This is a genomic window from Nocardioides dongkuii (genome assembly GCF_014127485.1).
In the GTDB taxonomy this organism is placed as follows: domain Bacteria; phylum Actinomycetota; class Actinomycetes; order Propionibacteriales; family Nocardioidaceae; genus Nocardioides; species Nocardioides dongkuii.
The window spans coordinates 1685728-1711487 of sequence record NZ_CP059903.1; the positions used below are offsets into that span (position 1 = coordinate 1685728).

The following is a 25760-nucleotide window of genomic DNA, read 5'->3' on the forward strand; positions in this document are numbered from 1 at the left end:
ACCCCCGGTGGCAGCGTCACGGGGACCACCGACCCCGGAGAGAGCCATGACCCGCTTCGCACCGCAGTCATCCCGCCGCACGACCGCCGGCCTCGCCGCGCTCTGCCTCGCCGGGCTGGTCCTGGCACCGTCCGCCGGAGCGTTGCGCCCGGCCGACCCGGCCGACTCGGTCGGCCCAGCGCCCGCCCGGGCCGCGGCCGGTCCCTCGGACAGCACCCGGAAGCCCACGATCGTGCTCGTCCACGGGGCGTTCGCGGACGCCTCCGGCTGGTACGACGTGATCCACCAGCTGCACGAGCGCGGCTACCCGGTGCTCGCCCCGGCCAACCCGCTGCGCGGTCTGACCGGGGACGCCGAGTACCTCGCGGCGTTCCTCTCGACCATCGACGGGCCGATCGTGCTGGTCGGCCACTCGTACGGCGGCGCGGTGATCACGAACGCCGCCACCGGCAACGAGAACGTCGAGGCGCTCGTGTACGTCGCGGCGTACGCCCTGGCGGAGGGGGAGAACGTGGCGGCCGCCAACGAGCTCGGCGGCGGCCACACCGACCTGCTCGACCACATCGTGATCCGTCCCTTCCCCGGGGCGGGCGAGGGCGACGCGGACGTCTACGTGGAGCCCAGCGCCTTCCGCCGCATCTTCGCCCGGGATCTGCCCCGCAGGCAGGCGGCGGCGATGGCGGCAGGGCAGCGGCCCGGGGCGTACTCCGCACTCGTGACCCCCTCCGGGCCGCCGGCCTGGCAGGACATCCCCTCCTGGTACCTGGTCTCGGCCGAGGACAACCTGATCCCGCCGGTGGCCCAGCGGGCGATGGCGGCCCGGGCGGGATCCCGCACGTTCGAGGCCGACTCCTCCCACGTCTCGATGATGAGCCACCCCCGGCGGGTCACGAAGCTGATCGTCGCCGCCGAGCGGAGGAGCTGAGCGCCGTGAGCACCGTGATCACCGACGATGGCACCGAGATCTTCTACAAGGACTGGGGCGAGGGCCGGCCGGTCCTGCTCTCGCACGGCTGGCCGCTCAGCAGCGACAGCTGGGAGGCGCAGATGCTGCTGCTCGCCGAGCACGGCTTCCGGGTGATCGCCCACGACCGCCGCGGCCACGGGCGGTCCACGCAGACCTGGACCGGCAACGACATGGACACCTACGCCGACGACCTGGCCTGCCTCGTCGACACCCTCGACCTGCGGGACCTGACCCTCGTCGGCTTCTCGACCGGGGGCGGCGAGGTGGCCCGGTACCTCGGCAGGCACGGCACCGGCCGGGTCGCGCAGCTGGTCCTGGTCTCGGCCGTCCCGCCCTTCATGCTGCGCACCGACGACAACCCCGACGGGGTGCCGGTGGAGGTGTTCGACGGCATCCGCGAGGGCTCGCTCGCCGACCGCTCGCAGACCTACCGCGACCTCGCCGACGGCCCGTTCTTCGGCAACAACCGCCCCGGCCAGAGCCCCTCCCAGGGCATGCGCGACGCGTTCTGGCTCCAGGGCCTGCAGGCGGGCCACCGCAACGCCTACGAGTGCATCGCCGCGTTCTCCGCGACCGACTTCCGCGCCGACCTGGACAAGGTCGACGTACCCACGCTGGTGATCCACGGCGACGACGACCAGGTCGTGCCGTTCGAGGTCGGCGGGCGGAAGTCGGCCGAGCGGATCCGGGGCGCCCGGCTCCTGGTGTACGCCGGGGCGCCGCACGGCATCACCGACACCCACAAGGAGCAGCTCGGCGCCGACCTGCTCGCGTTCCTGACCACCATCTCGGACCGACCCGGAGGAATCACATGAGCACCGAGCACACCGACCCGCGCGCGGCCGGAGGCCGCCCCGACACGATCGTCCTCGTCCACGGGCTGTGGGTGACCCCCCGCAGCTGGGAGTACTGGGTGCCCCACTACGAGTCCCGCGGCTTCCGGGTCCTCACCCCGGCGTACCCCGGGTTCGAGGTGGAGGTGGAGGCCCTGCGGGCCGACCCGAGCATCATCGCCGACTGCTCGATCACCGGCACCCTCGACCACCTGGCCTCGGTCGTCGAGAGCGTGGAGAACCCGCCGATCATCATGGGGCACTCCTTCGGCGGGGCGTTCACCCAGCTGCTCCTGGCCCGCGGCCTGGGGGCGGCCGGGGTGGTCATCGACTCCGCGCCGACCGAGGGCGTGCGGGTGAACCCGGCCTCGCAGATCAAGGCCCTGTTCCCGGCGCTGAGCAACCCGGCGAAGCGCCACCAGGCGGTCGGCTTCACCGAGAAGCAGTTCCACTACGCCTTCACCAACACCCTCGACGAGGCGGCGGCCAAGGAGGCCTACGAGCGCTACGCCATCGCCGCCCCGGGCCGCTGGGTCTGGGACTACGGCCTGATCGCGAACTTCAAGCCCGGCCACCAGGAGACCTGGGTCGACTACGACAACGACGACCGGGCACCGCTGCTGTTCATCGCGGGCGGCGAGGACAACATCATGCCGGCCGCGGTGAACCGGTCGAACTTCAAGAAGTACAAGAAGTCGGCCTCCTTCACCGACTACCTGCTCCTCGAGGGCCGGTCGCACTGGACCTGCGCGGAGCCCGGCTGGGAGGACGTCGCGGACACGGCGCTGGACTGGGCGCTCGAGCACTGCAGCTCCGTCGAGCGGTCGCGGTCGGACGCGCCGTGACGCCTCCCTGATCGTGCTGGCCGGGGGACCCGCCCGGCACTACGATGCGCGGCGTGGCGTTCTCGCCGGCGGGTCTGGCTCTCAGCCTGGCGGTGCTGGCGCCGAACCTGCTGATGCTCAGGTTCCCTCCGCGCGACCCGCTTCCCTCGGTGCGGGCGCCGCGGGTGGTGAGCGGGGCGGAGCGGGCCGGGCAGGCGCTCTGCCTCGTCGTGCCGGCGGCCTCGACGCACGGACCGACCGAGCCTGCGTGGGCGGCGCTCGTCGCGGGGTGCCTGGCCGGCTACTACGGGCTCTGGGTTCGCTACCTGCGCGGTGGACGTGGCGGGGCGGCGCTGTACGAGCCGGTGTGGGGCGTGCCGGTGCCGATGGCGGTCCTTCCCGTCCTGGCCTTCCTTGCCGCCTCGGCGTGGCTGGGCAACCCCTGGATCGCGGTGTCAGCCGTGGTGCTGGCGGTCGGTCACGTCCCCGCGGCGCTCCTGGTCGGTCGGGCGATGACGGCGGATCCGGTCAGCCCACGGTCGACTGGCGGTCGCGCAGGTCCGTGAGGGCTTCGTCGAGGTCGGGGTGGCGGAACTCGAACCCGGCGGACAGCAGCCGGGCGGGGACCGCGCGCCGTCCGGTGAGCGCCAGCGCGGGGTCGGTCCGCAGCGCCACGGCGCCGAGGCGGACGAGCATCGCGGGGGTGGGAGGCGCAGCCGGACGTCGCGCGCTGCGGCGAAGGGCGGCCATCAGCTCGGCGTTCCGCACCGGGCGCGGGCCCGTGGCGTGGACGACCCCGGACAGTGCCGGGTCGCCCGGCAGCAGGCATCGACGCACGACGGCCAGCCAGTCCTCGATGTGGATCCAGCTGACCCACTGGGTGCCGGGACCGACGCGACCCCCCAGCCCCCACCGGGCGAGCGACAGCAGCCGGTCGAGGGCGGGGGTGTCGTTGTCCAGGACGATGCCGGTCCGGAGCAGGACCGCACGATCGGTGCTCGCGCCGTCCAGGGCGGCTTCCCAGGCCCGCGCCACCCCCGTCATCTGCGGCGGGTGGTCGGCCGGCGGGGCCGACTCGTCCAGCACCTGGTCGCCGGCGTCGCCGTAGATCGCCAGCGTGCTCGCCTGCACCCACACCGGCACCGGGGCGGCCAGGGTGGCGCTCGCCTCGACCAGGGCGCGGGTGGGCTCGACCCGGGACCGGGTCAGCAGGTCGACGTTCGCCGCGGTCGGTCGGCGGTCGACCAGCTCCCCGGCGAGGTTGACGACCGCGCTGCCCTCGAGCTCGGCGGACCAGGCGCCGACGGTCCTGCCGTCCCACGCCACCTGCCGGAAGGGGCCCGGCCGCGCCCGCCGGGTCAGGACGACGACGTCGTGGCCGTCGGCCGCGAGGCTCTCGCAGAGCCGACGTCCCAGGGCGCCGGTTCCCCCGGCGATCACGACCTTCACGGGGCTGAACGTAGGGCACCGGCACCCCGGACGGGTCGTCGGCTACGCCGGCGGCACCGAGTGACACACGGCCTCGACGTTGTTGCCGTCGGGGTCCCGGACGAAGGCGGCGAAGTAGCCCTCGTGGTACTCGGGCCAGTGGCGCGGCTCGTGGAGGACCTCGGCGCCCGACGACACCGCGGCCTCGAAGAACGCGCGTACGGCGTCGGCCGACTCGGCGACGAAGGCGAGGTGCATCTCGCGGTCGGGACCCGACGACGGGCCCCCGCCGTCGGGCTGGGTGCTGATCCAGAAGTCCGGCTTGCCGGCGGAGCCGTAGCCCAGCGCGACCTCGTAGTCGAGCACGCGGCTGAAGCCGAGCGCACCGAGCACGTCGTCGTAGAAGGCCGCCGCCGCAGGCAGGTCGGCGCAGCTGATCCCGAGGTGGTCGATCATCGAGCCAGGATGCCAGAGCAGGTCGCCCGGAGGAACGGGTGAACGCCTCGGCGAGCGACCCTCGCCGGCGTGCTCCCCGCCGGTCAGCGGAGGACGGTCACGACGTCCTCCCGAAGATCCTGGCGAGCAGGCCGCCCGAGCGCTGCTCGCGGGGGTGGCCCGCGCAGCGGTCGGCGCGCGGCACGCGCGCCAGGACCTGGTCGACGTGCTGGCCGCAGCCGGACCAGGTGGTCTTGCCGCACTTCTTGCAGGGGACTGCTCGACACATGGTGGTGCTCCGTTCGGGGTGGGGGGAGGCGGTCTCAGGCGGGGTCAGAGGAGGGCGGGCAGGGCCCGGGTGGCGGTGTAGGCGGCGACGGCCAGCACCAGCACGGTGAACGCGACGGCGAGGCGCCGCGTGTCGACGCGGTCGGCGAGCCGGGTGCCGACGACGGCCGCCAGCGCCGAGGCGAGCGTGAGGACCACGACGACGCCCCAGTCGGGTGCCGAGCCGACCCCGGCGCGCGTCACGAGGGCAGCGGCGCTGGTGATCGTGATGACCACGAGCGAGGTGCCGGCGGCGTACGGCAGGGGGAGCGCGAGCGCGACCAGCAGCGCCGGTACGACGAGGAACCCGCCGCCGACGCCGAGGAAGCCGGTGAGCAGGCCGACGAGCGTGGCGGTGACGAGCACCTTGAGCGCGCGCGGGCACGCGCAGGCGAAGGTCGGGCTGAAGGTGAGGATCGGGTCGTCCAGGGCGGGCCGCGCGGCGTGGGTCGGGCGGGTGCCACGGTCGCGCAGCAGCCGCCCGGCCATGAGCGCGCCGACGAGCAGCATCAGCGCGGCGAAGGCGGCCAGCAGGACCTCCTCGTCGACGCGGGCCGAGGCCTTGGCACCGAGGACCGCGCCGCCGATGGCGACGAGCCCGAACGTCGCGCCCCGGGCCAGCAGCACGTTCCCGGCCCGGCGGGCGGCGACCGCGCCGATCAGCGAGGTCACCCCGACGACCACCAGCGAGCCGGTCGTCGCCTGGGCCGGCGACTGGTCGAGGAGGTAGACCAGGACGGGCACGGCGAGGATGGAGCCACCGCCGCCCAGCGCGCCCAGGCTGAGCCCGATGAGCACGCCGGCGACGACCGCGAGCGCGAGGGTCACGCGGGCGGCCCGACGAGGTCCAGCCCGGCGGTCGCGGCGTGGTCGAAGGCGTCGTCGACCGCGACCGGCGTACGGCCGCGGGCGTCGATCATGGAGGCGGCGATCGACGCGCGGTAGCCACCGGCGCAGTGCACCCAGACCTCGCCGGCCGGGACCTCGCCGAGCCGGCTCCACAGCTCGTGGAGGGGGATGTTGACGGACCCCCGGATGGCGCCGGCGGCGTGCTCGTCGGCCCGGCGTACGTCGAGGACCACCACGTCGCGGTGGTGGCGTACCTGGGCGAGGTCGGCGAAGGTCGCGGTCGCGAAGCTCGCCGGCTCGCCGGTCACCCAGTCGGCCGGGGTGCCCGTGGCGTGGGCGGCCGGCCGGTCGATCCCGATGCGGACCAGCTCGCGCTGCGCCGCGGCGACGTCCTCGGCGGTCTCGCCCAGGAGCGTGATCGCGGTGCCCCAGGGGATCAGCCACCCGACGTACGTCGCGAGGGCGCCGTCGAGCCCGACGTTGAGCGTGCCCGGGGCGTGGCCGGCCGCGAAGGCCGTGCGGTGGCGCAGGTCGACGACCCACTCGCCGGCCTCGATGCGGCGGCGCAGCTCCGCGGCGTCGGCCCGCGCCGGTGCGCTCAGGTCGGGTGCGGCCGGTCCGGCGGCGTTGGTCGGCGCCATGTGGGCGTAGTAGGCGGGCCAGGCGCCGAGCCCGGCGAGCAGCTCGCGGACGTAGGTCTCCTCGTCCTGGGTGAGGACCGGGTTGCTGTGCTTCTCGCGGCCGATCGTCGAGGAGGTGGCGTCGGCCTGGGTCGCGGAGCAGAACGAGCCGAACCCGTGGGTGGGGAAGACCTCGGCCTCGTCGGGCAGCAGCGCGGCCAGCCGGTGCGCCGAGGCGTGCTGGTGGCGGACGAGGGCGTCGGTGTGGTCCTCGCCGAGCAGGTCGGGGCGGCCGGTGGCGCCGTACAGCAGCGAGCCGCCGGAGAAGACGCCCACGTCGGTGCCGGTCGCGGTGTCGCGCAGCGCGTAGGAGAGGTGGGTGAAGGTGTGTCCGGGGGTCGCCAGCGCGGTCACCTGCATGCGCGTGCCGACCAGGACCTGCTCGCCGTCGGCGACGGGCGTGCGGTCGAAGGAGACAGCGTCGGCGCCATTGACGACGTACGCCGCGCCGGTGGCGGCGGCCAGGGCGAAGCCGCCGGTCACGTAGTCGTTGTGGAGGTGGGTCTCGAGGACGTGGGTGAGCCGGACGCCGTGCTCGGTGAGGAGCGCGAGCACGCGGTCGATGTCGCGCTGCGGGTCGACGACGAAGGCGACCTCGCCGTCGTGCACGAGGTAGCTGCGGTCGCCCAGGGTCGGCGTCTCGATCGGGACCACGGCAAGGTCGCTCATCGGGGTGCTCCCGTCTCGGGGCCGCGGACCACGGGACGGCCGGCGCGGACCCAGGCGGCGGTGCCGCCGACGACGTTGACGGCGTCGAAGCCCTGGGCGGTGAGCACGTCGGTCATCGCCGCGCTGCGGTTGCCCGAGGCGCAGACGACGTGGACGGGGGAGGACCGGTCGAGCTCGTCGAGCCGGGCGGTCAGCTGTCCCATGGGGATGCTGACGGCCCCGGGGACGTGGGCGTCGACGTACTCCCTGGTCTCCCGGACGTCGACGAGCGTCGCGCCCTGCTCGAGGGCGGTGGCGAGCTGGTCGATGTCGATCTCAGGCATCTGCGGGTGTCCTTCCGGGCCTCGTCGGCCAGTCTCGGTCCTATCCCCCTGGGGGGTTATGTTTGGACGCTAACAGAACCCCCCAGGGGGTTGTACAGTTGGCGGCACGGAGCCCGGAGCGGGCACCACCGGACCGACGGAAGGCAAGGACCATGGCGGACGACACGCTCGCGATCACCGCGGGGCGCCCCTACGAGGAGACGGTGGCTGCCGTGCGGTCGACCCGGGGGGAGCAGGCCTGATGGACCTCGACCCCACCGACATCAAGCCGATCATCACCCGGATGAAGCGCGCCAACGGCCACCTGGCCAGCGTGATCCGGATGATGGAGGAGGGGTCCTCCTGCGAGGACGTCCTCACCCAGCTGGCCGCCGTCAACAAGGCGCTCTCGCGCGCCGGCTACGCCATCGTCGCGACCGGTCTCCAGACCTGCCTCGCCGACGCCGACTCCGGCGGCCTCGACGGCGTCGACGTCAAGAAGATGGAGAAGCTGTTCCTGGCCCTGGCCTGAGCCCTGAGCGGCGTTGTCCCCGGGATCGGGGTAGTCCGACACACTCGTGTCGTTCTCGGGCGTCAGAACAGCACGGGTGTGTCGGACTATCCCGCCCATGGGTTGCCGAGGTAGTCCGGCACGTTTCGGTCGGGTACGGCGGCCGTCGGCAACCGGAACGTGCCGGACTATCCCCCGAGAGCCGTCCGAGGCAGAGTCAGGCGGCGGCGTGGGGTGACGTCAATCCTGTCCGCGGGACGCACGGCGCAGCAGGGGCGACATGCTCGGGGCGCCTCGGGCGAGGGACTCGTGGTTGCCGTACGGGTCCCGGGGACAGATGTCGTAGGTGTGAGCGGCGTCGGGGTCGAACCAGCCCACGTCCTCGCCGTACACCAGGCGCTCCGCACAGTGGCGGCAGCTGGCGTGACGGGGGCGGCCGCGGAGGGCGCGACGAAGTGGCTTCACCCCGGCAACGGTGGCCTCGGTCCGCTGCCGGCACGAGTTGCTTTGGCCTGCTCGGCAGGGGGCACTTCGTCATGCTCCGTGGGGTCGGCTCGCCCCTCCCGGTCCTCACCGCCGTCGCGACAGCCCGAGGCGCCCGCCCCGGTGCACGGGGCGGGCGCCTGGTGGTCGGACGGCTCAGGAGACCGCGACCCGCACCGTGTCCGGGTTGCTGGGACCGACGCTGGGCAGTCCGTGGAAGGACCCGCTGGGGGTGACCACCGTGCCCGCCTCCCCGCGCAGGATCGCGGGCGCGTCCTCCAGCCGGCCGATGGCCGCGATCCCTCCGGTGAGCTCGACGAAGCGGCAGACCGCCTCGACCTTGGGCCCCATCGACCCGGCCGCGAAGTCCAGGGCGCGCAGGCTTCCGGGGGTCGCCTGCCGCACCGGCTGCTGGTCCGGCGTGCCGAAGTCGCGCATCACGCTGGGGACGTCGGTGAGGACCAGGAGGACGTCCGCGTCGAGAGCCTCGGCGAGGACCGAGCTGGTGAGGTCCTTGTCGACGACCGCCTCGACCCCGCTCAGCTCACCGCGCTCGTTGCGGATCACCGGCACCCCGCCTCCGCCGGCGCAGACCACGATGGCTCCGCTCTGCAGCAGCAGCCGGATCAGCCGGGTCTCGATCACCCGGTGCGGGCGGGGGGAGCCCACGACCCGGCGCCAGCCCGTGCCGTCCGGCTTGACGGTCCAGCCCCGCTCGGTGGCGAGCCGGTGCGCCTCCTCCTCCGTGTACATCTCGCCGACGAACTTCGTCGGGTCGGCGAACGCGGGGTCGGCCGCGGCGACCAGGGTCTGGTTGATGATCGCGGCGACCTGCCGGCCCGGCAGCTCGTTCTCCATCGCCTGGAGCAGCCAGTAGCCGATCATCCCCTGGGTCTGCGCACCGAGCACGTCGAAGGGGTACGGCGTGGTCAGGCGCGGGTCCGAGGCGCTCTGGAGCGCGAGCACGCCGACCTGCGGCCCGTTGCCGTGGGTGAGCACCAGCTCGTGGTCCGCGGCGAGCGGCGCGAGCGCGGCGACCGCCAGGCGCACGTTGCGCTCCTGCACGTCGGCGTCCGGCTTCTGGCCGCGCTGCAGGAGTGCGTTGCCACCCAGGGTGGCGACGACGCGCACGTCAGCCGCCCAGCGTGGCCACGAGCACGGCCTTGATCGTGTGCATCCGGTTCTCCGCCTGGTCGAAGACGATCGAGCTGCCCGACTCGAACACCTCGTCCGTGACCTCCAGGGCGTCCATCCCCGTCTCCTGGTAGAGCTCCTCGCCCACCTTGGTGTGGCGGTCGTGGAAGCCCGGCAGGCAGTGCATGAACTTGACCTTCGGGTTGCCGGTCGCCTTCAGCACGCCCATGTTGACCTGGTAGGCCTTGAGCAGCTGGATGCGCTCGGCCCACAGCTCCTTGGGCTCGCCCATCGAGACCCACACGTCGGTGTAGAGGAAGTCCACGCCGGCGACGCCGGCGTTGACGTCCTCGGTGTGGGTGATCCGGGCCCCGGTCTCGTCCGCGATCCGGCGGGCCTCGTCGATGATCCCGGTCTCGTTCCACAGCGTCTCCGGCGCGACGATCCGCACGTCCATGCCCATCATGGCGCCGGTGACGAGCAGGGAGTTGCCCATGTTGTTGCGGGCGTCGCCGAGGTAGGCGAAGGAGATCTCCTCGTCGTGCTTGCCGCTGTGCTCGCGCATGGTGAGCATGTCGCACAGCATCTGGGTCGGGTGCCAGTCGTCGGTCAGCCCGTTCCAGACCGGGACCCCGGCGTACGCCGCCAGGGTCTCGACGTTGTGCTGGGCGGCTCCGCGGTACTCGATGCCGTCGAACATCCGGCCGAGCACCCGCGCGGTGTCCTCCATCGACTCCTTGTGGCCGATCTGCGACCCGCTCGGGTCCAGGTAGGTCACCCGCGCCCCCTGGTCGAACGCGGCGACCTCGAACGCGCACCGGGTCCGGGTCGAGGTCTTCTCGAAGATCAGCGCGATGTTCTTGCGGTTCAGCCGCGGCTGCTCCGAGCCGGCGTACTTGGCCTGCTTGAGCTCGGCCGCCAGGTCGAGCAGGAACCGCCACTCCTTGGGGGTGAAGTCGAGCTCCCGGATGAAGCTGCGGTTCCTCAGGTTGAACGCCATGCTCCTCAGATCCCTTCTCGTTCGATGGGGCACGACATGCAGCGCGGACCGCCGCGCCCGCGCCCGAGCTCGTTGCCCTTGATCGTGATGACCTCGACGCCCTTCTTGCGCAGGTAGGTGTTGGTGGTGACGTTGCGCTCGTAGGCCACGACCACCCCGGGCCGGATGGCCAGGACGTTGCAGCCGTCGTCCCACTGCTCGCGCTCGGCCGCGTGCACGTCCTGCGTGGCGGTGAGGACGTTGATCGAGTCCAGGCCCAGGGACCGGGCGATCGCCTGGTGCATGTCCTCGGCCGGATGTGGGGTGACCTGCAGCTCGTGCTCGGCGTCGCCCGGCTCGATGGTGTACGACGGCAGCATCCCGAGGCCGACGTACTTGGTGAAGGTGTCCTCGTTGACCATCGTCATCACCGTGTCGAGGTGCATGAACGCCCGGCTGTGGGGCATCGACAGCGCCACGACCTTGGTCGCGCTCCCGGTCCGGAACAGCCGGCGGGCGAGCCGCTCGACGCCCTGCGGGGTGGTCCGCTCGCTCATCCCGACCAGGACCACGCCGCGGCCGAGGACGAGGATGTCGCCGCCCTCCGTCGTCGCCGTCCCGTTGACGGTGCCTTCGGCCCACACGTGGTACGACGCGTCGGCGAAGAGCGGGTGCCAGCGGTAGATCGCCTCGTAGTGGATCGTCTCGCGGGCGCGGGCCCGCTTGCGCATGGCGTTGATGGAGACGCCGTCGAAGATCCACGCGGAGGTGTCGCGGGTGAACAGGTGGTTGGGCAGCGGCGGGAGCAGCAGGTCGTCGAGGTCCATCGCGTGCACGACCAGCGACGGGGGCTCCTCGACCCGCTCCAGCAGCTCGCGCTTGGTCATGCCGCCGATCAGGTAGGTCGTCAGCTCGGTGTCCTCCATCGCGCCGAAGGCGCGGTGCAGGCTCTCCAGCGCGACCGGGCCGTAGACGAGCTCGTTCAGGGACTGCTCCAGGATGAACTTCCTCGCCTCGGGGACCGCGAGGGTCTCGCTGAGGAGCTGGTTCAGCAGGTGCACCTTCACGCCCTGCTCGCGCAGCGCCTCGGCGAACGCGTCGTGCTCGAGCTTCGCGTGCTTGACCCACAGGACGTCGTCGAAGAGGTACTCGTCGTGGTTGCTTGGCGTGAGCCGCTTCAGCTCCAGGTCCGGACGGTGGAGGATCACCTGCTTCAGACGGCCGACCTCAGAGTCCACGTGCAGGGTCATATCCGGTTCCTCTCGCTTGTCGTCATGCCTCACAGTGCGCCCCGCACCGCCCCCGCTGGAGGGGCCGAAAGTCATAGGCCCGAGTGTCAACCGGCAGGTCCAGGGGGGAGCGGGACCGGGGTTTCGTGGAGGCGCCCCACTCGTCGGACCGAGCAGAGGAACCCCATGGCCAGACACGCGGCACCTTCATCCGACGCGCCCCCGACGGAGCCGGAGAAGTCCCGGGAGTTCAGGTTCCCCAGCGCGTTCACGGTGTTGTTCGTCGTGACCATCGCGGTCTGGCTGCTGGCCTTCGTCGTCCCCACGGGCAGCTACGAGGACAACCCCGACACCGGCGCCCCCATCCCGGGCAGCTACGCCCGGACCGAGGACCCGCTGTCCTTCACCGACCGCCTGATGCAGCTCTTCCTGGCGCCCGTCAACGGCCTGTACGGCGTGATGAACGACGAGGGCTTCATCGGGCCGTACGAAGTCGGAGAGCTGTACGGCGCGGCGGGGGTCTTCCTGTTCGTGATCGCGATCGGCATCTTCATCACGATCTGCATGACCACCGGCGCGGTCGACAACGGGGTGGCCAGGATCGCCCAGCGGATGAGCACCCGCGGGCCGGTGCTGATCGCCGTCCTGATGGTGCTGTTCTCCATCGGCGGCACCACGGAGGGGATGGCGGAGGAGACCCTCGGCTTCTACGCCCTCGTCATCCCGCTGATCCTCGCCCTGGGCTACGACCGGCTCGTGGTCACCGGGGTCATCATGGTCGGGGCGGGGATCGGAGTCCTCGCCTCGACCGTGAACCCGTTCGCCACGGGCGTGGCGTCGGACTCCGCCGGGATCTCGATCGGCGACGGCATCGGCTTCCGGTTCCTCATGTACGTGCTCCTGGTGCCCGTCGGCATCTGGTACGTGCTGCGGTACGCCCGCAAGGTGAAGGCAGACCCCAGTGCCTCCGGCACGACGCCGGCGGCCGGTGACGACGAGCTGCGCGCCCAGGGGCTCCGCGAGGAGGTCGTGCTGACCGGGCGGCAGAAGCTGGTCCTGTGGACGATCGGACTGACGTTCGCCTTCATGATCTTCGCCATCGTGCCGTGGGCGCAGGTCATCAGCGGGCCGAACGCGGAGAGCTACAGCTGGCAGCTGGACTGGTACTTCCCCGAGCTCGCCGCCCTGTTCATCGTCATGTCCATCCTCGTCGGCCTGATCGGGGGACTGGGGGAGAAGGGGCTCACCGACTCGCTGGTCCGCGGTGCCGGCGACTTCATCGGCGTCGGCCTGATCATCGTGCTGGCGCGTGGCGTCACCGTGATCATGAACAACGCCGAGATCACCGGCACGATCCTGCACTCGATGGAGAACATCGTGAGCAACACCGACTCCGGGGTCTTCGGCGCGCTGATGTTCCTGATCAACCTGCCCCTGGCGTTCCTGGTGCCCTCGTCCTCGGGGCACGCCGCCCTCGCGATGCCGATCCTCGCTCCGCTGGCCGACTTCGCCGGTGTCAGCCGGGCCATGGTCGTCACGGCCTACCAATCGGCGTCCGGGATCGTCAACCTGGTCACGCCGACGTCGGCGGTCGTCATGGGCGGCCTGGCGCTCGCCAAGGTCCGGTACGACCAGTACCTGCGCTTCGTGCTGCCCCTGGTCGGCATCCTCCTCGTCCTCACCACGGCGATGATCGCCATCGCCGCCTCCCTCTGATGCGAGAGCCCGCCGTGGATGAATCCGAGGAGGAGGACGAGTTGAGCACCCTTCTCCTGCCGCTGCTCGTCGGCGTCGACGGCTCGTCCGCCGCCGACGGCGCGGTCCGTGCCGCCGTCGCCGAGGCGCGCCAGCTGGGGGCGTCGGTCCGCCTGGTTCACGTCGTGCCCGACCACTTCGCGCTCGTCCCGGTGGACGCGCTGGTCGGGAGGGACCTGGACAGTCGCGGTGCGGGTCTCCTGGTCCGCGCGGCCGCAGAGGTCGCGGCGATGGCGCCGGACGTCGAGGTCGAGACAGAGCTGCGCCGCGGCGGCGTGGCGAGCCAGCTCGCCGAGGCCTGCGAGCACGCGGCGACGCTGTACGTCGGTCGCGACAGCAGCGTGCTGAAGGGCGTCGTGAAGGGCAACGCCGCGATCGGCGTCGCGACCCGGGCGCCGTGCCCGGTCGTGGTCGTGCCGGCGGACTGGCAACCCCGGGAGGACGGGGGCGAGGTGGTCGTGGCGCTGAAGATGGCCTCCGGCGCCGCGGAGCTGTTCGCCGACGCGTTCGCGGAGGCGGAGACCCACAGCGCCCGGCTGGTCGTCCTGCACTCGTGGCGGTTGCCCGACATGTACGACGACATCATCCTCTCCCGGGTGGACCCCACGGAGCCGGCCCGGCGTACGGCGGCGGCGCTCGAGCTGCTGCTGCACGAGTGGCGGACCAGCTACCCCGACGTCGAGGTCGAGCTGCGGATCGTCCACGAGGAGCCGGTGCACGCGCTGGTGGAGGCGTCCCGGTCGGCGGACCTGCTCGTGCTGGTCCGTCGGGTCCACGGGCTCAAGCGCGGCACGCTCGGCGGCACCGGACGCGCCGTCCTGCGGGGCGCCGAGTGCCCGGTGCGGGTGATCTCTCCCGAGGGCCTCACCGCGGTCCCCGGACTGGTGCTCGAGCAGGCCGGGGACCTCGTGAAGTGAGGGTCAGCTGATCGGCACCGACCAGACCAGGCTCGTCCCGTGGGCGGGGGACGAGGTGACGCCGAGGTGACCACCGCGCCGCTGCGCGCGGCGCCGGACGTTGGCCAGTCCGCTCTCGTGGACCGCATCGGGCATGCCCGTGCCGTCGTCGGTCACCCGGACCACGACCTCGTCGACGACGCTCACCTCGACCGAGCACGACGCGGCGTGGGCGTGGCGGACGACGTTCGACAGCCCCTCGCTCAGCACGGCGAGGACGTCCGGGAGGAGGCTGCTGTCGATGACCGATCCGATCGGTCCGCGGAACTCCAGGGTGGGGTGCACCTTCATCGTCCGAGCCGCACGCTCGACCAGCTCCACGACGGCGTCCTGCGGGTCCGGGTCGTCGTCCATCGACCCCAGGCTGAAGATGGTGCGCCGGATGTCGCGGATGGTCGCGTCGATCTCGTCGGTGGTCCTGTCGAGCCTCCGGGCGATCTCGTCGGGATCGCGCAGCCACGAGATCCCCTGCAGCTCCAGCCCCAGGGCGAAGAGCTGCTGGATGACCAGGTCGTGCAGGTCGCGCGCGATGCGGTCCCGGTCCTGCATCACCGCCAGCCGCTGCTCGTCCTGCCCGGTCCGGGCCACCCGGAGCACCAACGGCGCCTGCTCGGCGAGGGTGGTCGGCAGCGAGGCGTCGTCCTCGGGACGGGACGCCGGGTCGGCGCTGGCCCTCCAGGCCAGCGTGATCACCGCTTGGAGGCCGAGCGGGTTGCAGATCGGCACCACCAGGCCCGGACCCATGGGCCCGAAGCCGAGCGCGGCGGAGACATCGACCGCGCGGCGGTGCTTCGAGATGTTCTTGACCTTCAGGGTGCGCCCGCTGGCCGCGGCGCAGCGCGCGAGCGACGTGCGGAAGTCGAGGACGGACATGGCGTCCGGGTCGGCGTCGAAGCCGGACACGACCCGAAGCCGCAGACCTCCCTGGTCGGACTTGGCGACCACCCACGCCACGTCGGCGCCGGCCATCTCGCGGGCCCAGTCGGCGACGAGCTGCAGTGCCGTGTCGTCGGGCTCGTAGCGGGGGACGTCGGCGGTGGACGCCAGCCAGCCCTCCCGGAGCGCGGCCTCCTTGCGCAGCCTGGCGTTCTCGATGACGACCCCCGCGGCGCCGGCCAGTGCGGAGGCCATCCGCTCGTCCTCCTCGGTGAACGCCGCGCCCTTCACCTTCTCGGCCAGGCGGAGGGCGCCGAGGACCCGGTCGCCGACCCGGATCCCTGCCTCCATGGGGACGTGCCGGTCGCCGGGGCGGCGCGGTTCCTGTCCCGCCAGGACCTCGTCCGGCTCCGGGGCCGCGGGGAGGTCGACCGCCTCGGCCCGGACGCCCGGTGCGGGCGGCCAGTCGCTGAGCTGGGGGCCGGCGTTCGCGGTGGCGCCGCGCACGGTGAACGACAGGCGCAGCGGGGGCTCCTCGTCCCAGTCGACGAGCGTCAGCCCGCCGTACCTGGCTCCGGTGAGCTCGACCCCCGCCTGGAGGATCCGCGCCAGCGTGTCATCGAGGGAGAGGCCCGACGACAGGCTCGCCACGGCGTCGAGCAACCGCTGGGACCCCTCCAGCGGGGCGGCGGGGGATGCCTTCGTCGCCATGATCATCAGGTCGTCGAAGGTGGGCGCCTCGTCGACCGACGGACGAGGACCTTTGTCGAAATTGCCCGAGCTGTATCGCATGCCTGCTCCTCCGCCGCGAGTCATTCAACGATGTGAAATCCCCCCCGGACACTTCCTTGTGTCCTATTTCGGCGTCGGGCAACCCGGTTCGAGGACAGTCCGGAAGAGCTTTAACCTGCCGTTCACCAGCCGTGCCCCCGGCGGGGTCGCGAGACCCCCGATCATCGGGGATCGGTGTCGCGATGGGTGTCGATGATGGCGGCCTGCGTCCGCGACGTCACCCCGAGCTTCCCGAGCATGGTGGACACGTAGTTCTTCGCGGTCTTCTCGCTCAGGTTCAGCCGCGTGGCGATCTGGCGGTTGGTCAGTCCCTCCTTGACGAGCTCCAGCACCTGACGCTCCTTCGGCGTGAGGTGCCTGGTCAGCGGGTTGACCGGCGGGCCGTCGCGCAGGCGCGCGAGCACCCGGGACGTGAGCGCCGGGTCGAGCATCGACTGGCCGGCCGCCACGCGCCGTACCGCGTCGGCCAGGTCTCCGGCCTTCACCTCCTTGAGGACGTAGCCGGCCGCGCCGGCCATGATCGCGGCGAAGAGGGTCTCGTCCTCCTCGAAGGAGGTGAGCATCAGCGCCGCGATCCCGGGATCGACCGACCGGATCTGTCGGCAGACCTCGACGCCGGTGCCGTCCGGGAGCCGGACGTCGAGGACCGCGACGTCCGGACGAAGCGCGGGGATCCGATGAGCCGCCTGCTGGGCGAGTCCCGACTCCCCGATGACCACGATGTCGCCGTCCCGCTCGAGCAGGCTGCGGACCCCGTGCCGGACCAGCTCGTGGTCATCGAGCAGGAAGACGGTGATCTGTCGCTTCGGCCCGATCATCGGGCCTGGCATCTGCTCCTGCATGCTGCCCAAAGTACGTCCGGGTGCCGTGGTCCTGCTCGGTCCTGTGGCATCGGACTTTCGGGACTTTGGTCCCTAGCGGGGAGCTGCAACGCGTCCCTCACCGCACTGACCTGCGGCCATGCGGTACGGAAGCCGGTCGGGAGCGGCGCCGTCTGCTCAGCAGCGAGAGATCGGCCAGAAGTCATGGCGGCCCGATGCCGTTTGACCCTGCGCTCGTCCCGGACGCCGTCCCACCATGGTAGTGCGCCTTCCGCCCACCGAGGGAGAACAGCATGGACGCCGTCACCCACCACCAGGACATCGTCGGGCTCGCCGATCGGTTGGTGCTCGAGTTCGGCGACACGATGCCGCCGGGACAGATCCTCGGGATCGTCCACCGCGCGAACCGGCTCGTCGTCCAGACCACGTCGGACCAGCACGATGCCCTCGCCCTGTGCGAGTCCATCGCCCGGCGCCTGATCAGCGGCCGCTGGAGCGGGACCAGGAGCCACGTGGCGTCGGCCTGACCGCCCGTACCGCTCCCACGCTGCGACCCGAACCTCCTCGACCTCGAAGGGCGTGACCATGACAGCGCTTGAACGACCCCGTCTCGATCGCGCGCTCCGCGAGCTCTACCAGGATCTCCACCGGCATCCCGAGCTCGGGTTCCAGGAGCACCGCACCGCGGCCGTCGTGAGCAAGACCCTCACCGGCCTGGGTTTCCAGGTCACCACGGACGTCGGGGGCACCGGAGTCGTCGGCGTCCTGTCGAACGGACGCGGGCGGACCGCCCTGCTCCGAGCGGCCATGGACGGCCTGCCCGTCAAGGAGGAGACCGGACTCGACTACGCGAGCACCGACACCATGCGGGACGCCCGGGGCACGCTCGTGCCGGTCAGTCACGCCTGCGGTCACGACCTCCACATGACCTGCCTCCTGGGGGCGGCCCGGGTGCTCTCCGCCGATCGGTCGAGCTGGTCGGGCGCCCTGGTGCTGGTGTTCCAGCCCGCCGAGGAGCTGGGCGCGGGCGCCCAGGCCATGGTCGACGACATGCTGTTCGGGAGGTTCCCGGTGCCGGACGTCGTGCTGGGCCAGCACGTCGCCCCGCTGCCCGCCGGCACCATCGCCGCCCACCCGGGCGCCGCCTACGCGAGCTCGGACTCCTTGCGCGTGCGCCTGGTCGGCAAGGGGGCGCACGGCTCGATGCCGCAGGACTCGATCGACCCGGTCGTGATGGCGGCCGAGACCGTGCTGCGCCTGCAGACCATCATCTCCCGCGAGATCCCGAGCACGGAGACGGCGGTGCTGACCGTCGGTTCGATCCACGCGGGTGACGCCGCCGACGTGATCCCCGGCGAGGCCGAGCTGCAGCTCAACATCCGCAGCTACGACCAGGCGGTCAGGCAGCACGTCCTCGACAGCGTCGAGCGCATCGCCCGAGCCGCCGCGGAGATGGCGGGAGCGCCCGAGCCGCCGGTGATCACCAGGACCGAGGGGTTCCCCGTCGTGGTGAACGACCGGAGCGCGCTGGAGCGGACGCTCCGCGGCTTCGCCGGCTGGATCGGCGAGGACCGGATCGTCGATCCCGGCGCCGGGGCCGGAAGCGAGGACGTCGGGATCCTGGCGACCAACGCCGGTGCCCCCCTGGCCTTCTGGCTGCTCGGTGCCGCCGATCCCTCGCTGTTCACGGCGGGGGACCTGAGCGGCCCGGCGCTGCAGCACGTGCCGAGCAACCACTCGCCGGCGTACGCGCCGGCCGTGGAGATCGCGCTGCCGATGGGGGTGGGCGCCCTGGTGACGGCCGCCAAGACCTGGCTGCCCCCCGTCCGGAGCACGGTCGCCCACGGGCGCGCGGCCCCGAACGGACGGTCCACGGAGAGCCGGGTCGCCGGTGAACCGGCGAACGGCGCCGTGCGGCAGCTGTGACCGAACCCGACCTGAACCCAACGATGAAGGAGCAAGCATGGCGACATTGACAGTGTGGAAGTTCGACAGCCCCGACGGCGCCAAGAAGGCCGAGGAGGCGCTGTTCGCCCTCCAGAAGCAGGAGCTCATCCAGGTCGTCGACGCAGCGACGGTCTCCTGGGAGGAGGGCAAGAAGAAGCCCAAGACCCACCAGGCCAACTCGCTGCTGGCCACGGGAACGCTCGGCGGGATGTTCTGGGGGCTGCTCTTCGGCGTCATCTTCTTCATCCCCCTCATCGGGCTCGTGGTCGGAGCGGCCTCGGGCGCCCTGGTCGCCTCGCTGACCGACATCGGCATCGACGACGACTTCATCGACTCGGTGCGCGAGAAGGTCACCCCCGGCACCTCGGCCCTCTTCGTGCTCACCTCCAGTGCCGTCGTCGACCGGGTGCACAAGGAGCTGCGCGAGCAGGGGATCCGCGGGGAGCTGATCGAGACGAACCTGTCGGCCGAGCAGGAGGCCAACCTGCGCACCATGCTCGAGGACGACGTCGCATGAGCATCCAGGTCCGGCGGGAGAGCCCGTCGCTGCTCACCGAGCTGACGAACTGGATGGGGGCCACGGCCCTCGACCCCCAGGTGCGGGTCGAGGAGTGGGTGGAAGGCGACCGCCGGATCATCCGCGCCGACATCCCCGGAGTCGACCCGCAGCGAGACATCCAGCTGTCGGTGGACGGCGGCATGCTCCACCTGCGCGGTGAACGGCGTGCCGAGAAGCGCGAGCGGCACCGCACCGAGATCCGGTACGGCAGCTTCGCGCGGGTGATCCCCCTCCCGCCCGGCACCCGGGCCCAGGACATCTCGGCCGACTACGTCGACGGCGTGCTGACGGTCTCGATGCCGGAGACGACCGGGTCCGAGGCCGAGACCATCCCCGTGACCACGGGCTCGAAGAAGTCCGAGAAGGACTAGGTCTGCGACCCGAGAGCTCGCGAACGGCGAGCACCAGAGCGGGCGTCACGCGATCGCCGCGCGTGGCACCACCCGGCCGTGGCGTCCTCCCAGCAGGGAGGGCGCCACGGTTCTGTCCCGTCCCCAGCGTGTCCAGCCTGGCCGGCGTGTCGACGACGGTCGGGATGCCGGGGCCGTTGGTCACGACGACCCGGTGCCGACAGGCACTGCCCGACCGGCGCGGGCCGGGCGATCGTCGTGAGATGACCACGAGCCAACGTCCGCCCGTCACTGCCGGCTTCCTCGAGCGGAAGCGGAGCATCGGCACGGTGATGACCCTGCTGCTCCTCCTGGGCATCGGTGTCGCTCTCGGGGGCACCATCGGGATGGTGCTGTCGAGCGCGGTCACGTGGCTCCTCGCCGCGTTCGCCGGCTCGTAGCCACGCCGCCGTCGTGCCGGGGGAGGCCGCGGGCAGCCGGGGCCGGGCTCCTAGAATCGAGGGGACACCAGAGCCCCTCCGGCCTCCGGCCCCTCAGTCTCAGACAGGAACCATGCAGCAGCTCGGCGATCATCCCTGGGCGGTCCACTACGGCCCCGGCGTCCCGGTCCAGATCGACATCCCCGACGAGCCCATCACCGCGGGCCTGGCCCGCGCTGCCCAGCGGTGGCCGGACCGGGTGGCGACCGACTTCCTCGGCGCCACCGCCACCTTCGCGGAGACCGAGCGGGCGGTACGACGGGGGATGGGGGCGCTGCGCGACCTCGGGGTCGGTCCCGGCGACCGGGTCGCGCTGGTGCTGCCGAACTGCCCGAGCCACCTGGTGGCCTACCACGCGGCGCTGCGTCTGGGCGCGGTGGTGGTCGAGCTCAACCCGACGTACTCGGTCGCCGAGCTCGAGCACCTGCTCGCCGACTGCGGCGCCACCCATGCGCTGGTGTGGCACAAGGCGGTCGAGCGGGTGCTCGCCGCCCGAGCCGGGACGGCGTTGCGAGCGGTGGTCAGCGTCGACGTCAGTCGCGACCTCCCGCTGCGCGCGCGGTTGCTGCTGCGCCTCCCCGTGCGTCCCGCGCGGGAGAAGCGCGACGCCCTGCTCGGCACGGTGCCCGCGGACGTGCCCGACTGGCACACCCTGACCCGCCGCGCACCCGACGACGTGCCGACGGCGGAGGTCGGCGCGGACGACCTGGCGCTGCTGCAGTACACCGGCGGCACGACGGGCACGCCCAAGGCGGCGATGATCACCCACCGCAACCTGGTGGCGAACCTCGTCCACGGCCAGGCCTGGGTCGGGTTCCGCAACGGCGAGGAGACCGTCTACGGCGTGCTGCCGTTCTTCCACGTCTTCGGCCTGACCCTCTGCCTGAACCTGTCCGGTTACATCGGGGCCACGCTGGTGATGTTCCCGAACTTCGAGCCCCAGACGGTGCTCGCCGCGTTCAAGCGTCGTCCGGCGACGTTCATGGGCGGCGTCGCACCGATGTTCGACCGGATCGCCGCCGCCGCCGAGGCGTCGTCGAAGCCGCCGAGCGACGGGCTGCGCCAGGTCCGGCTCGCCTTCGCCGGGGCGATGCCCATCCCGACGTCGGTCGTCGAGCGCTGGGAGCGGCTGACCGGGGGCCTCCTGATCGAGGGCTACGGCATGACCGAGTGCGCGCCGATCGCGCTCGGCAACCCGGCCGCCCCGACCCGCCGCCCGGGCACGCTCGGCGTCCCGTTCCCCAACACCGAGATGCGCGTCGTCGACCTCGAGGACGCCACCCGCGACGTCGACCCCGACGAGCAGGGCAGTCGGCGGGGCGAGCTGCTGGTGCGGGGGCCGCAGGTGTTCGCCGGCTACCTCAACCGCCCCGAGGAGACCGCCCAGCAGCTGCTCGAGGGCGGGTGGTTGCGCACCGGCGACGTGGTCGAGGTGGACGCCACCGGCTGGGTGCGCCTGGTCGACCGGGTCAAGGAGATGATCATCGTCGGTGGGTTCAAGGTGTACCCCTCGGCGGTCGAGGACCACCTGCGCACGATGCCCGGCGTGGCCGACGTGGCGATCGTCGGCATGCCCGTGGCCGGCGGTGGCGACGAGGTGCTGGCGGCGCTCGTGCTGGAGCCCGGTGCCCCGGCGCCCTCGCTCGACGAGGTCCGGGCGTACGCCGAGCAGCGGGTGGCCCGCTACGGCCTCCCGCGCCGGGTGGAGGTCGTCGACGACCTGCCGCGCTCGCAGATGGGCAAGGTGCTCCGCCGCGAGGTGCAGGAGCGCTTCACCGGCGAGTAGGCCCCGCAGGCCCGGGACCTACGGCCCTGCCGGGCGGCGTCCGGCCCGAGCAGGCTCGAGGTGACCGAAGCGCACCCGCGAGGCACCTCGAAGGACACGTCATGAAGGCCGCAGTCGTCACCAGCTTCTCCGCACCGCTCGAGATCCAAGACCGTCCCGTCCCCGCCCCCGCGGCCGGCCAGGTGCTCGTCCGCCTCGAGGCCTCCGGCCTGTGCCATACCGACATCCACGCCGCCCACGGGGACTGGCCGGTCAAGCCGAGTCCGCCGTTCGTGCCCGGCCACGAGGGGGTCGGCATCGTCGAGGCGCTGGGCCAGGGCGTCACCCACCGCGCCGTCGGCGACCGGGTCGCGATGCCGTGGCTGGGTCACGCCTGCGGGCACTGCCGCTACTGCATCACCGGCTGGGAGACGCTCTGCGAGGAGCAGCAGAACACCGGCTACTCCGTCGACGGCGGCTTCGCCGAGTACGCCGTCGCCGACGCGACCTACGTCGTGCGCGTCCCCGACGGCGTCGCCGCCCGGGAGGCCGCGCCCCTCACCTGCGCCGGGGTCACCACGTACAAGGCGGTGAAGGTGGCCCACATCCAGCCCACCGAGCGCGTCGCGGTCTTCGGCATCGGTGGACTGGGCCACCTGGCCCTGCAGTACGCCCGGATCGTCGGCGGGTCGGTCATCGCCGTCGACGTCGAGCAGGCCAAGCTCGACCTGGCCGCGGAGCTGGGCGCCGACCACGTGGTCAACGCCGCGACGAGCGACCCGGTCGCGGCCATCGAGGCCCTCGGCGGGGCGGACGTCGCGATCGTGCTCGCGGTGATCCCGTCCGTCTTCGAGCAGGCCTTCGCCTCCCTGCGGCGCGGTGGACGGCTGGTGTGCGTCGGTCTGCCTCCCGAGAGCGAGGGGCCGATGGCGCTCCCGATCTTCCCGACCGTCCTCAAGGGCATCTCGGTCATCGGCTCCATCGTCGGCACCCGCCAGGACCTCACCGAGGTCTTCGACCTGCACGCCCTGGGCCGGACCCGGGTCATCGCGGAGACCCGCTCGCTCGACGACGTCAACGAGTGCATCGAGGACGTGCTCGCCGGCCGGGCGCCTGCGCGCCTCGTGTTCGAGCTCTGAGGACCCCACCAGCGGGGCTGCGCACCCGCGCAGTCCAGCGTGCCCGCGGAAGGGGGAGCACGCGATGGTTCGCGACGCGCTCCCCGACGCGGCCGAAGGCCTCCGCGGCGATGCCGTCGAGCGGGCACGTGCCGCGCACGGCCGGAACGAGATGCCCCAGCCACGGGCACCGCACCCGCTGCGACTGTTCGCCGCCCAGCTGACCCACCTGCTGGCCCTGCTCCTGTGGGTGGCTGCCGGGCTCGCCCTGCTCGCCGGGATGCCGCAGCTGGCGGTCGCGATCGTCACGATCGTGCTGCTCAACGGCGCGTTCGCGTTCTGGCAGGAGTTCCGGGCGGACCGGTCGGCGCAGCAGCTGCGCTCGCTCCTCCCTGTCCGCGCCCGGGTCGTGCGGGACGGTCGGCCCGTCAGCGTGGACGTCACGGACCTGGTCGTGGGCGACTACGTCCTGCTCGAGGCCGGCGACCGGGTCGGTGCCGACATGGAGGTGCTCAGCGGGCACGGGCTCACGCTGAACGAGTCGATGCTCACCGGCGAGAGCGCGGCGGTGCCGCGCTCGACCGGCGAGGAGATCCGGTCGGGCACCTTCGTCCTCGAGGGGGACGCGGCGGCTCGCGTCACTGCAGTCGGCTCCGCGACCGCGCTCGCCGCGATCGCCCGGCTCACCGACACCGCCACCCGTCCGCCGAGCCCGCTCACCGTGCAGCTCCGCAGCGTCGTGCGGGTGGTGGCGATCGTGGCCGCCGGCACCGGCGTCGCCCTGGGGATCGGATCGGTGCTCCTGGGTCTGGGCCTGACCGAGGCGTTCCTGTTCGGCGTCGGGGTCAGCGTCGCCCTGGTGCCCGAGGGGCTGCTGCCCACGGTCACCTTGTCCTTGGCCCGTGGCGCCCAGCTCATGGCGAGGCGTCAGGCCCTGGTCCGGCGCCTGGACGCCGTCGAGACGCTCGGCGCGACCACCTTCATCTGCACCGACAAGACCGGCACGCTGACCCAGAACCGGATGAGCGTCGTGGCGGTGGCGACCACCGCGGGCACGGTCCGGATCGCCGGCGAGGGCTACTCGCCGGACGGCACGCTCGACGGGAGCCCGCAGGCCGTGGAGCGCGCGCGACGCGGAGCCGCCGCGGCCCTGGCCTGCGTCACCGGACGGGTCTCGCGCGGCCCGGACGGCACCTGGGTCGCCGAGGGCGACCCGATGGAGGCCGCGATCCACGCCCTCGCCCTGCGCGCCGGCGTACCCGCGCCCTCCGGTGCCGGCGAGCGTCTCGCGTACACGCCCGACCGGATGCTCAGCTCCCACCTGCACGACGGCCGGGTCAGCGTCCTCGGCGCCCCGGAAGCAGTCATCGCGCGCTGCGTCGAGCCGCCCGAGAACCTCGTGAGCCAGCTCGCCGCCCTGACCGACCGTGGCTACCGCGTCGTGGCTGCGGCCGAGCGGACCTGGGCGGGTGCGCCGGACCACGCGATGGAGCACGAGCTGCGGCTGGTCGCCCTCCTGGCACTCCAGGACCCACCTCGGCCCGACGTCGCCGAGGCGCTCGACCGGTGCCGTGCCGCCGCCATCCGGGTCGCCATGATCACCGGGGACCACCCGCGCACCGCCCGCGCGATCGCCACCCAGGTGGGACTCCTCACCGACGACGGGGTGGTCCTCAACGGGCCCGATCTCCCCGCCTCGGACGCCGCGCTGGCCGCCCTGCTCGACACCCCAGGCGGGGCCGTCGTGGCTCGCGCCGCCCCCGCCGACAAGCTCCGGATCGCGGTGGCGCTCCGCGGCCGCGGGCACGTGGTCGCGATGACCGGGGACGGCGTGAACGACGCGCCGGCGCTGCGGGCCGCGGATGTCGGGGTCGCGATGGGTGCCAGCGGCAGCGACGTCGCCCGTGAGGCCGCGGACCTCGTGCTGCTCGACGATCACTTCGTCACCATCGTGGCGGCCGTGCAGCTGGGCCGGGCGACGTTCGCCAACGTGCGCCGCTTCCTGACCTTCCACCTCACCGACAACGTCGCCGAGCTCGCACCGTTCGCGCTCTGGGCGCTCACGGGGGGCAGCTTCCCGCTCGCGTTCGGGGTCCTCCAGGTCCTGGCGCTCGACATCGGCACCGACATGCTTCCTGCGCTCGCCCTGGGTGCCGAGCCGGCACGCGACAGCGTGATGCAGGGCACCCGTCGTCGCCGCCTCGTGGACCGCGCGCTCCTGCTGCGGGCCTTCCTGGTCCTCGGCCTGACCGAGGCGGTGCTCTCGCTCGGCGCCTTCGCCGTCGTGCTGGTCGACGGTGGCTGGCGGTGGGGGGAGGCCCCGGACCCGGGGCTGCTCGCGACGGCCTCGGGCACGGCGTTCGCGACGGTGGCCTGCTGCCAGATCGCGAACTCCTTCGCCTGCCGGAGTACGACCCGCCCGGTCTGGCGGGTCGCGCTCACGTCCAACCGGCTGCTGCTGGGGGCGGTCGCCGCCGAGCTGGTGCTGCTGCTGGTCTTCGTCGGCGTCCCGCCCGTGGCCGACCTGCTCGGCGGGACGTGGCCCTCCGCGCTCGGCTGGGTGCTGGCCCTGTGCGCCGCGGTGGTCCTGGTCCTCGTGGACGCCGCGGCGAAGACCCTCCGGCGCGACGCTCCCGCCGCCCTCAGCCGCTGAGCCGCACCGAGCCCGCGGTGCAGGGACGAGCGGCACCGC

Annotated in this window: 26 protein-coding genes; 15 read left to right on the forward strand and 11 right to left on the reverse strand. The window is 72.6% G+C overall.

Going from position 1 to position 25760, the window contains the following annotated elements:
* The first annotated feature begins 46 nt into the window (after positions 1–46).
* From H4O22_RS08195 to H4O22_RS08210, 4 genes are read left to right on the forward strand one after another with little or no spacing between them, the layout of a single operon-like run.
* Positions 47–925, forward strand: coding sequence for an alpha/beta fold hydrolase (locus H4O22_RS08195; protein ID WP_182526507.1), 879 nt, complete (start codon positions 47–49; stop codon positions 923–925).
* A gap of 5 nt (positions 926–930) precedes the next feature.
* Complete coding sequence (locus tag H4O22_RS08200; protein ID WP_182526508.1) at positions 931–1782, forward strand: alpha/beta fold hydrolase; 852 nt, start codon at positions 931–933, stop codon at positions 1780–1782.
* Positions 1779–2645 (forward strand): alpha/beta hydrolase, encoded by an 867-nt coding sequence (locus tag H4O22_RS08205; protein ID WP_182526509.1) that lies wholly within the window; start codon positions 1779–1781, stop codon positions 2643–2645. The genes H4O22_RS08200 and H4O22_RS08205 overlap by 4 nt, the downstream gene beginning before the upstream one ends.
* A gap of 53 nt (positions 2646–2698) precedes the next feature.
* The gene (locus H4O22_RS08210) at positions 2699–3190 is read left to right on the forward strand and encodes a hypothetical protein (protein ID WP_182526510.1); all 492 of its coding nucleotides are present in this window, start codon (positions 2699–2701) and stop codon (positions 3188–3190) included.
* On the opposite strand, the gene H4O22_RS08215 is transcribed toward H4O22_RS08210, so the two are convergent.
* The 6 genes from H4O22_RS08215 to H4O22_RS08240 form a co-directional block, all read right to left on the reverse strand.
* Complete coding sequence (locus tag H4O22_RS08215) at positions 3153–4073, reverse strand: TIGR01777 family oxidoreductase (RefSeq protein ID WP_182526511.1); 921 nt, start codon at positions 4071–4073, stop codon at positions 3153–3155. The genes H4O22_RS08210 and H4O22_RS08215 overlap by 38 nt on opposite strands.
* A 42-nt stretch (positions 4074–4115) precedes the next feature.
* A complete protein-coding gene (locus tag H4O22_RS08220) occupies positions 4116–4508 on the reverse strand; it encodes a VOC family protein (protein WP_182526512.1) in 393 nt (130 codons plus the stop codon).
* A gap of 97 nt (positions 4509–4605) precedes the next feature.
* A complete protein-coding gene (locus tag H4O22_RS08225; RefSeq protein ID WP_182526513.1) occupies positions 4606–4776 on the reverse strand; it encodes a hypothetical protein in 171 nt (56 codons plus the stop codon).
* Positions 4777–4820: 44 nt separating this feature from the next.
* The gene (locus H4O22_RS08230; RefSeq protein WP_182526514.1) at positions 4821–5642 is read right to left on the reverse strand and encodes a sulfite exporter TauE/SafE family protein; all 822 of its coding nucleotides are present in this window, start codon (positions 5640–5642) and stop codon (positions 4821–4823) included.
* Positions 5639–7012, reverse strand: coding sequence for an MBL fold metallo-hydrolase (locus H4O22_RS08235; RefSeq protein ID WP_182526515.1), 1374 nt, complete (start codon positions 7010–7012; stop codon positions 5639–5641). The genes H4O22_RS08230 and H4O22_RS08235 overlap by 4 nt, the downstream gene beginning before the upstream one ends.
* A complete protein-coding gene (locus H4O22_RS08240; protein ID WP_182526516.1) occupies positions 7009–7335 on the reverse strand; it encodes a rhodanese-like domain-containing protein in 327 nt (108 codons plus the stop codon). The genes H4O22_RS08235 and H4O22_RS08240 overlap by 4 nt, the downstream gene beginning before the upstream one ends.
* A gap of 241 nt (positions 7336–7576) precedes the next feature.
* Here H4O22_RS08240 and H4O22_RS08245 point away from each other — a divergent pair, with 241 nt between their 5' ends.
* Entirely contained in the window at positions 7577–7846 is a 270-nt protein-coding gene (locus tag H4O22_RS08245) for a metal-sensitive transcriptional regulator (protein ID WP_182526517.1), read from the forward strand.
* A 618-nt stretch (positions 7847–8464) separates the two neighbouring features.
* Here the strand turns inward: H4O22_RS08245 and arcC are convergent.
* The 3 genes from arcC to H4O22_RS08260 are packed head-to-tail and all read right to left on the reverse strand — an operon-like array spanning position 8465 to position 11671.
* On the reverse strand, positions 8465–9439 hold the full coding sequence (arcC, locus tag H4O22_RS08250; RefSeq protein WP_182526518.1) for a carbamate kinase: 975 nt from the start codon (positions 9437–9439) through the stop codon (positions 8465–8467).
* A gap of 1 nt (position 9440) precedes the next feature.
* Complete coding sequence (argF, locus tag H4O22_RS08255) at positions 9441–10442, reverse strand: ornithine carbamoyltransferase (protein ID WP_182526519.1); 1002 nt, start codon at positions 10440–10442, stop codon at positions 9441–9443.
* 5 nt (positions 10443–10447) lie between these two features.
* Positions 10448–11671: an arginine deiminase gene (locus tag H4O22_RS08260; RefSeq protein WP_182526520.1), complete on the reverse strand. Its 1224-nt coding sequence runs from the start codon at positions 11669–11671 to the stop codon at positions 10448–10450.
* Between the two features lie 165 nt (positions 11672–11836).
* On the opposite strand from H4O22_RS08260, the gene H4O22_RS08265 reads away from it, so the two are divergent.
* Both H4O22_RS08265 and H4O22_RS08270 read left to right on the forward strand, forming a co-directional pair.
* On the forward strand, positions 11837–13366 hold the full coding sequence (locus tag H4O22_RS08265) for a YfcC family protein (protein ID WP_182526521.1): 1530 nt from the start codon (positions 11837–11839) through the stop codon (positions 13364–13366).
* A 41-nt stretch (positions 13367–13407) separates the two neighbouring features.
* Positions 13408–14322 carry a universal stress protein gene (locus tag H4O22_RS08270; protein WP_182526522.1) on the forward strand — a complete coding sequence of 305 codons (915 nt, stop codon included), beginning with the start codon at positions 13408–13410 and terminating at the stop codon, positions 14320–14322.
* Between the two features lie 3 nt (positions 14323–14325).
* On the opposite strand, the gene H4O22_RS20745 is transcribed toward H4O22_RS08270, so the two are convergent.
* A complete protein-coding gene (locus H4O22_RS20745; protein ID WP_182526523.1) occupies positions 14326–16029 on the reverse strand; it encodes a GAF domain-containing sensor histidine kinase in 1704 nt (567 codons plus the stop codon).
* A 161-nt stretch (positions 16030–16190) separates the two neighbouring features.
* Positions 16191–16871, reverse strand: a complete 681-nt coding sequence (locus H4O22_RS08280) for a response regulator (RefSeq protein ID WP_244963160.1) — start codon at positions 16869–16871, stop codon at positions 16191–16193.
* A 272-nt stretch (positions 16872–17143) separates the two neighbouring features.
* Here H4O22_RS08280 and H4O22_RS08285 point away from each other — a divergent pair, with 272 nt between their 5' ends.
* The 8 genes from H4O22_RS08285 (at position 17144) to H4O22_RS08320 (ending at position 25721) form a co-directional block, all read left to right on the forward strand.
* Entirely contained in the window at positions 17144–17377 is a 234-nt protein-coding gene (locus tag H4O22_RS08285) for a hypothetical protein (RefSeq protein ID WP_182526524.1), read from the forward strand.
* 58 nt (positions 17378–17435) lie between these two features.
* Positions 17436–18776, forward strand: coding sequence for an amidohydrolase (locus H4O22_RS08290; protein ID WP_182526525.1), 1341 nt, complete (start codon positions 17436–17438; stop codon positions 18774–18776).
* Positions 18777–18813: 37 nt separating this feature from the next.
* Complete coding sequence (locus H4O22_RS08295) at positions 18814–19314, forward strand: DUF1269 domain-containing protein (RefSeq protein ID WP_182526526.1); 501 nt, start codon at positions 18814–18816, stop codon at positions 19312–19314.
* Positions 19311–19727 (forward strand): Hsp20/alpha crystallin family protein, encoded by a 417-nt coding sequence (locus H4O22_RS08300; protein ID WP_182526527.1) that lies wholly within the window; start codon positions 19311–19313, stop codon positions 19725–19727. The genes H4O22_RS08295 and H4O22_RS08300 overlap by 4 nt, the downstream gene beginning before the upstream one ends.
* A gap of 242 nt (positions 19728–19969) precedes the next feature.
* Complete coding sequence (locus H4O22_RS08305) at positions 19970–20146, forward strand: hypothetical protein (protein ID WP_182526528.1); 177 nt, start codon at positions 19970–19972, stop codon at positions 20144–20146.
* A 112-nt stretch (positions 20147–20258) separates the two neighbouring features.
* Positions 20259–21971: an AMP-binding protein gene (locus H4O22_RS08310; protein WP_182526529.1), complete on the forward strand. Its 1713-nt coding sequence runs from the start codon at positions 20259–20261 to the stop codon at positions 21969–21971.
* Positions 21972–22072: 101 nt separating this feature from the next.
* Entirely contained in the window at positions 22073–23089 is a 1017-nt protein-coding gene (gene adhP / locus H4O22_RS08315; protein ID WP_182526530.1) for an alcohol dehydrogenase AdhP, read from the forward strand.
* A 64-nt stretch (positions 23090–23153) separates the two neighbouring features.
* The gene (locus tag H4O22_RS08320; RefSeq protein WP_182526531.1) at positions 23154–25721 is read left to right on the forward strand and encodes a cation-translocating P-type ATPase; all 2568 of its coding nucleotides are present in this window, start codon (positions 23154–23156) and stop codon (positions 25719–25721) included.
* Positions 25722–25760: the final 39 nt, after the last annotated feature.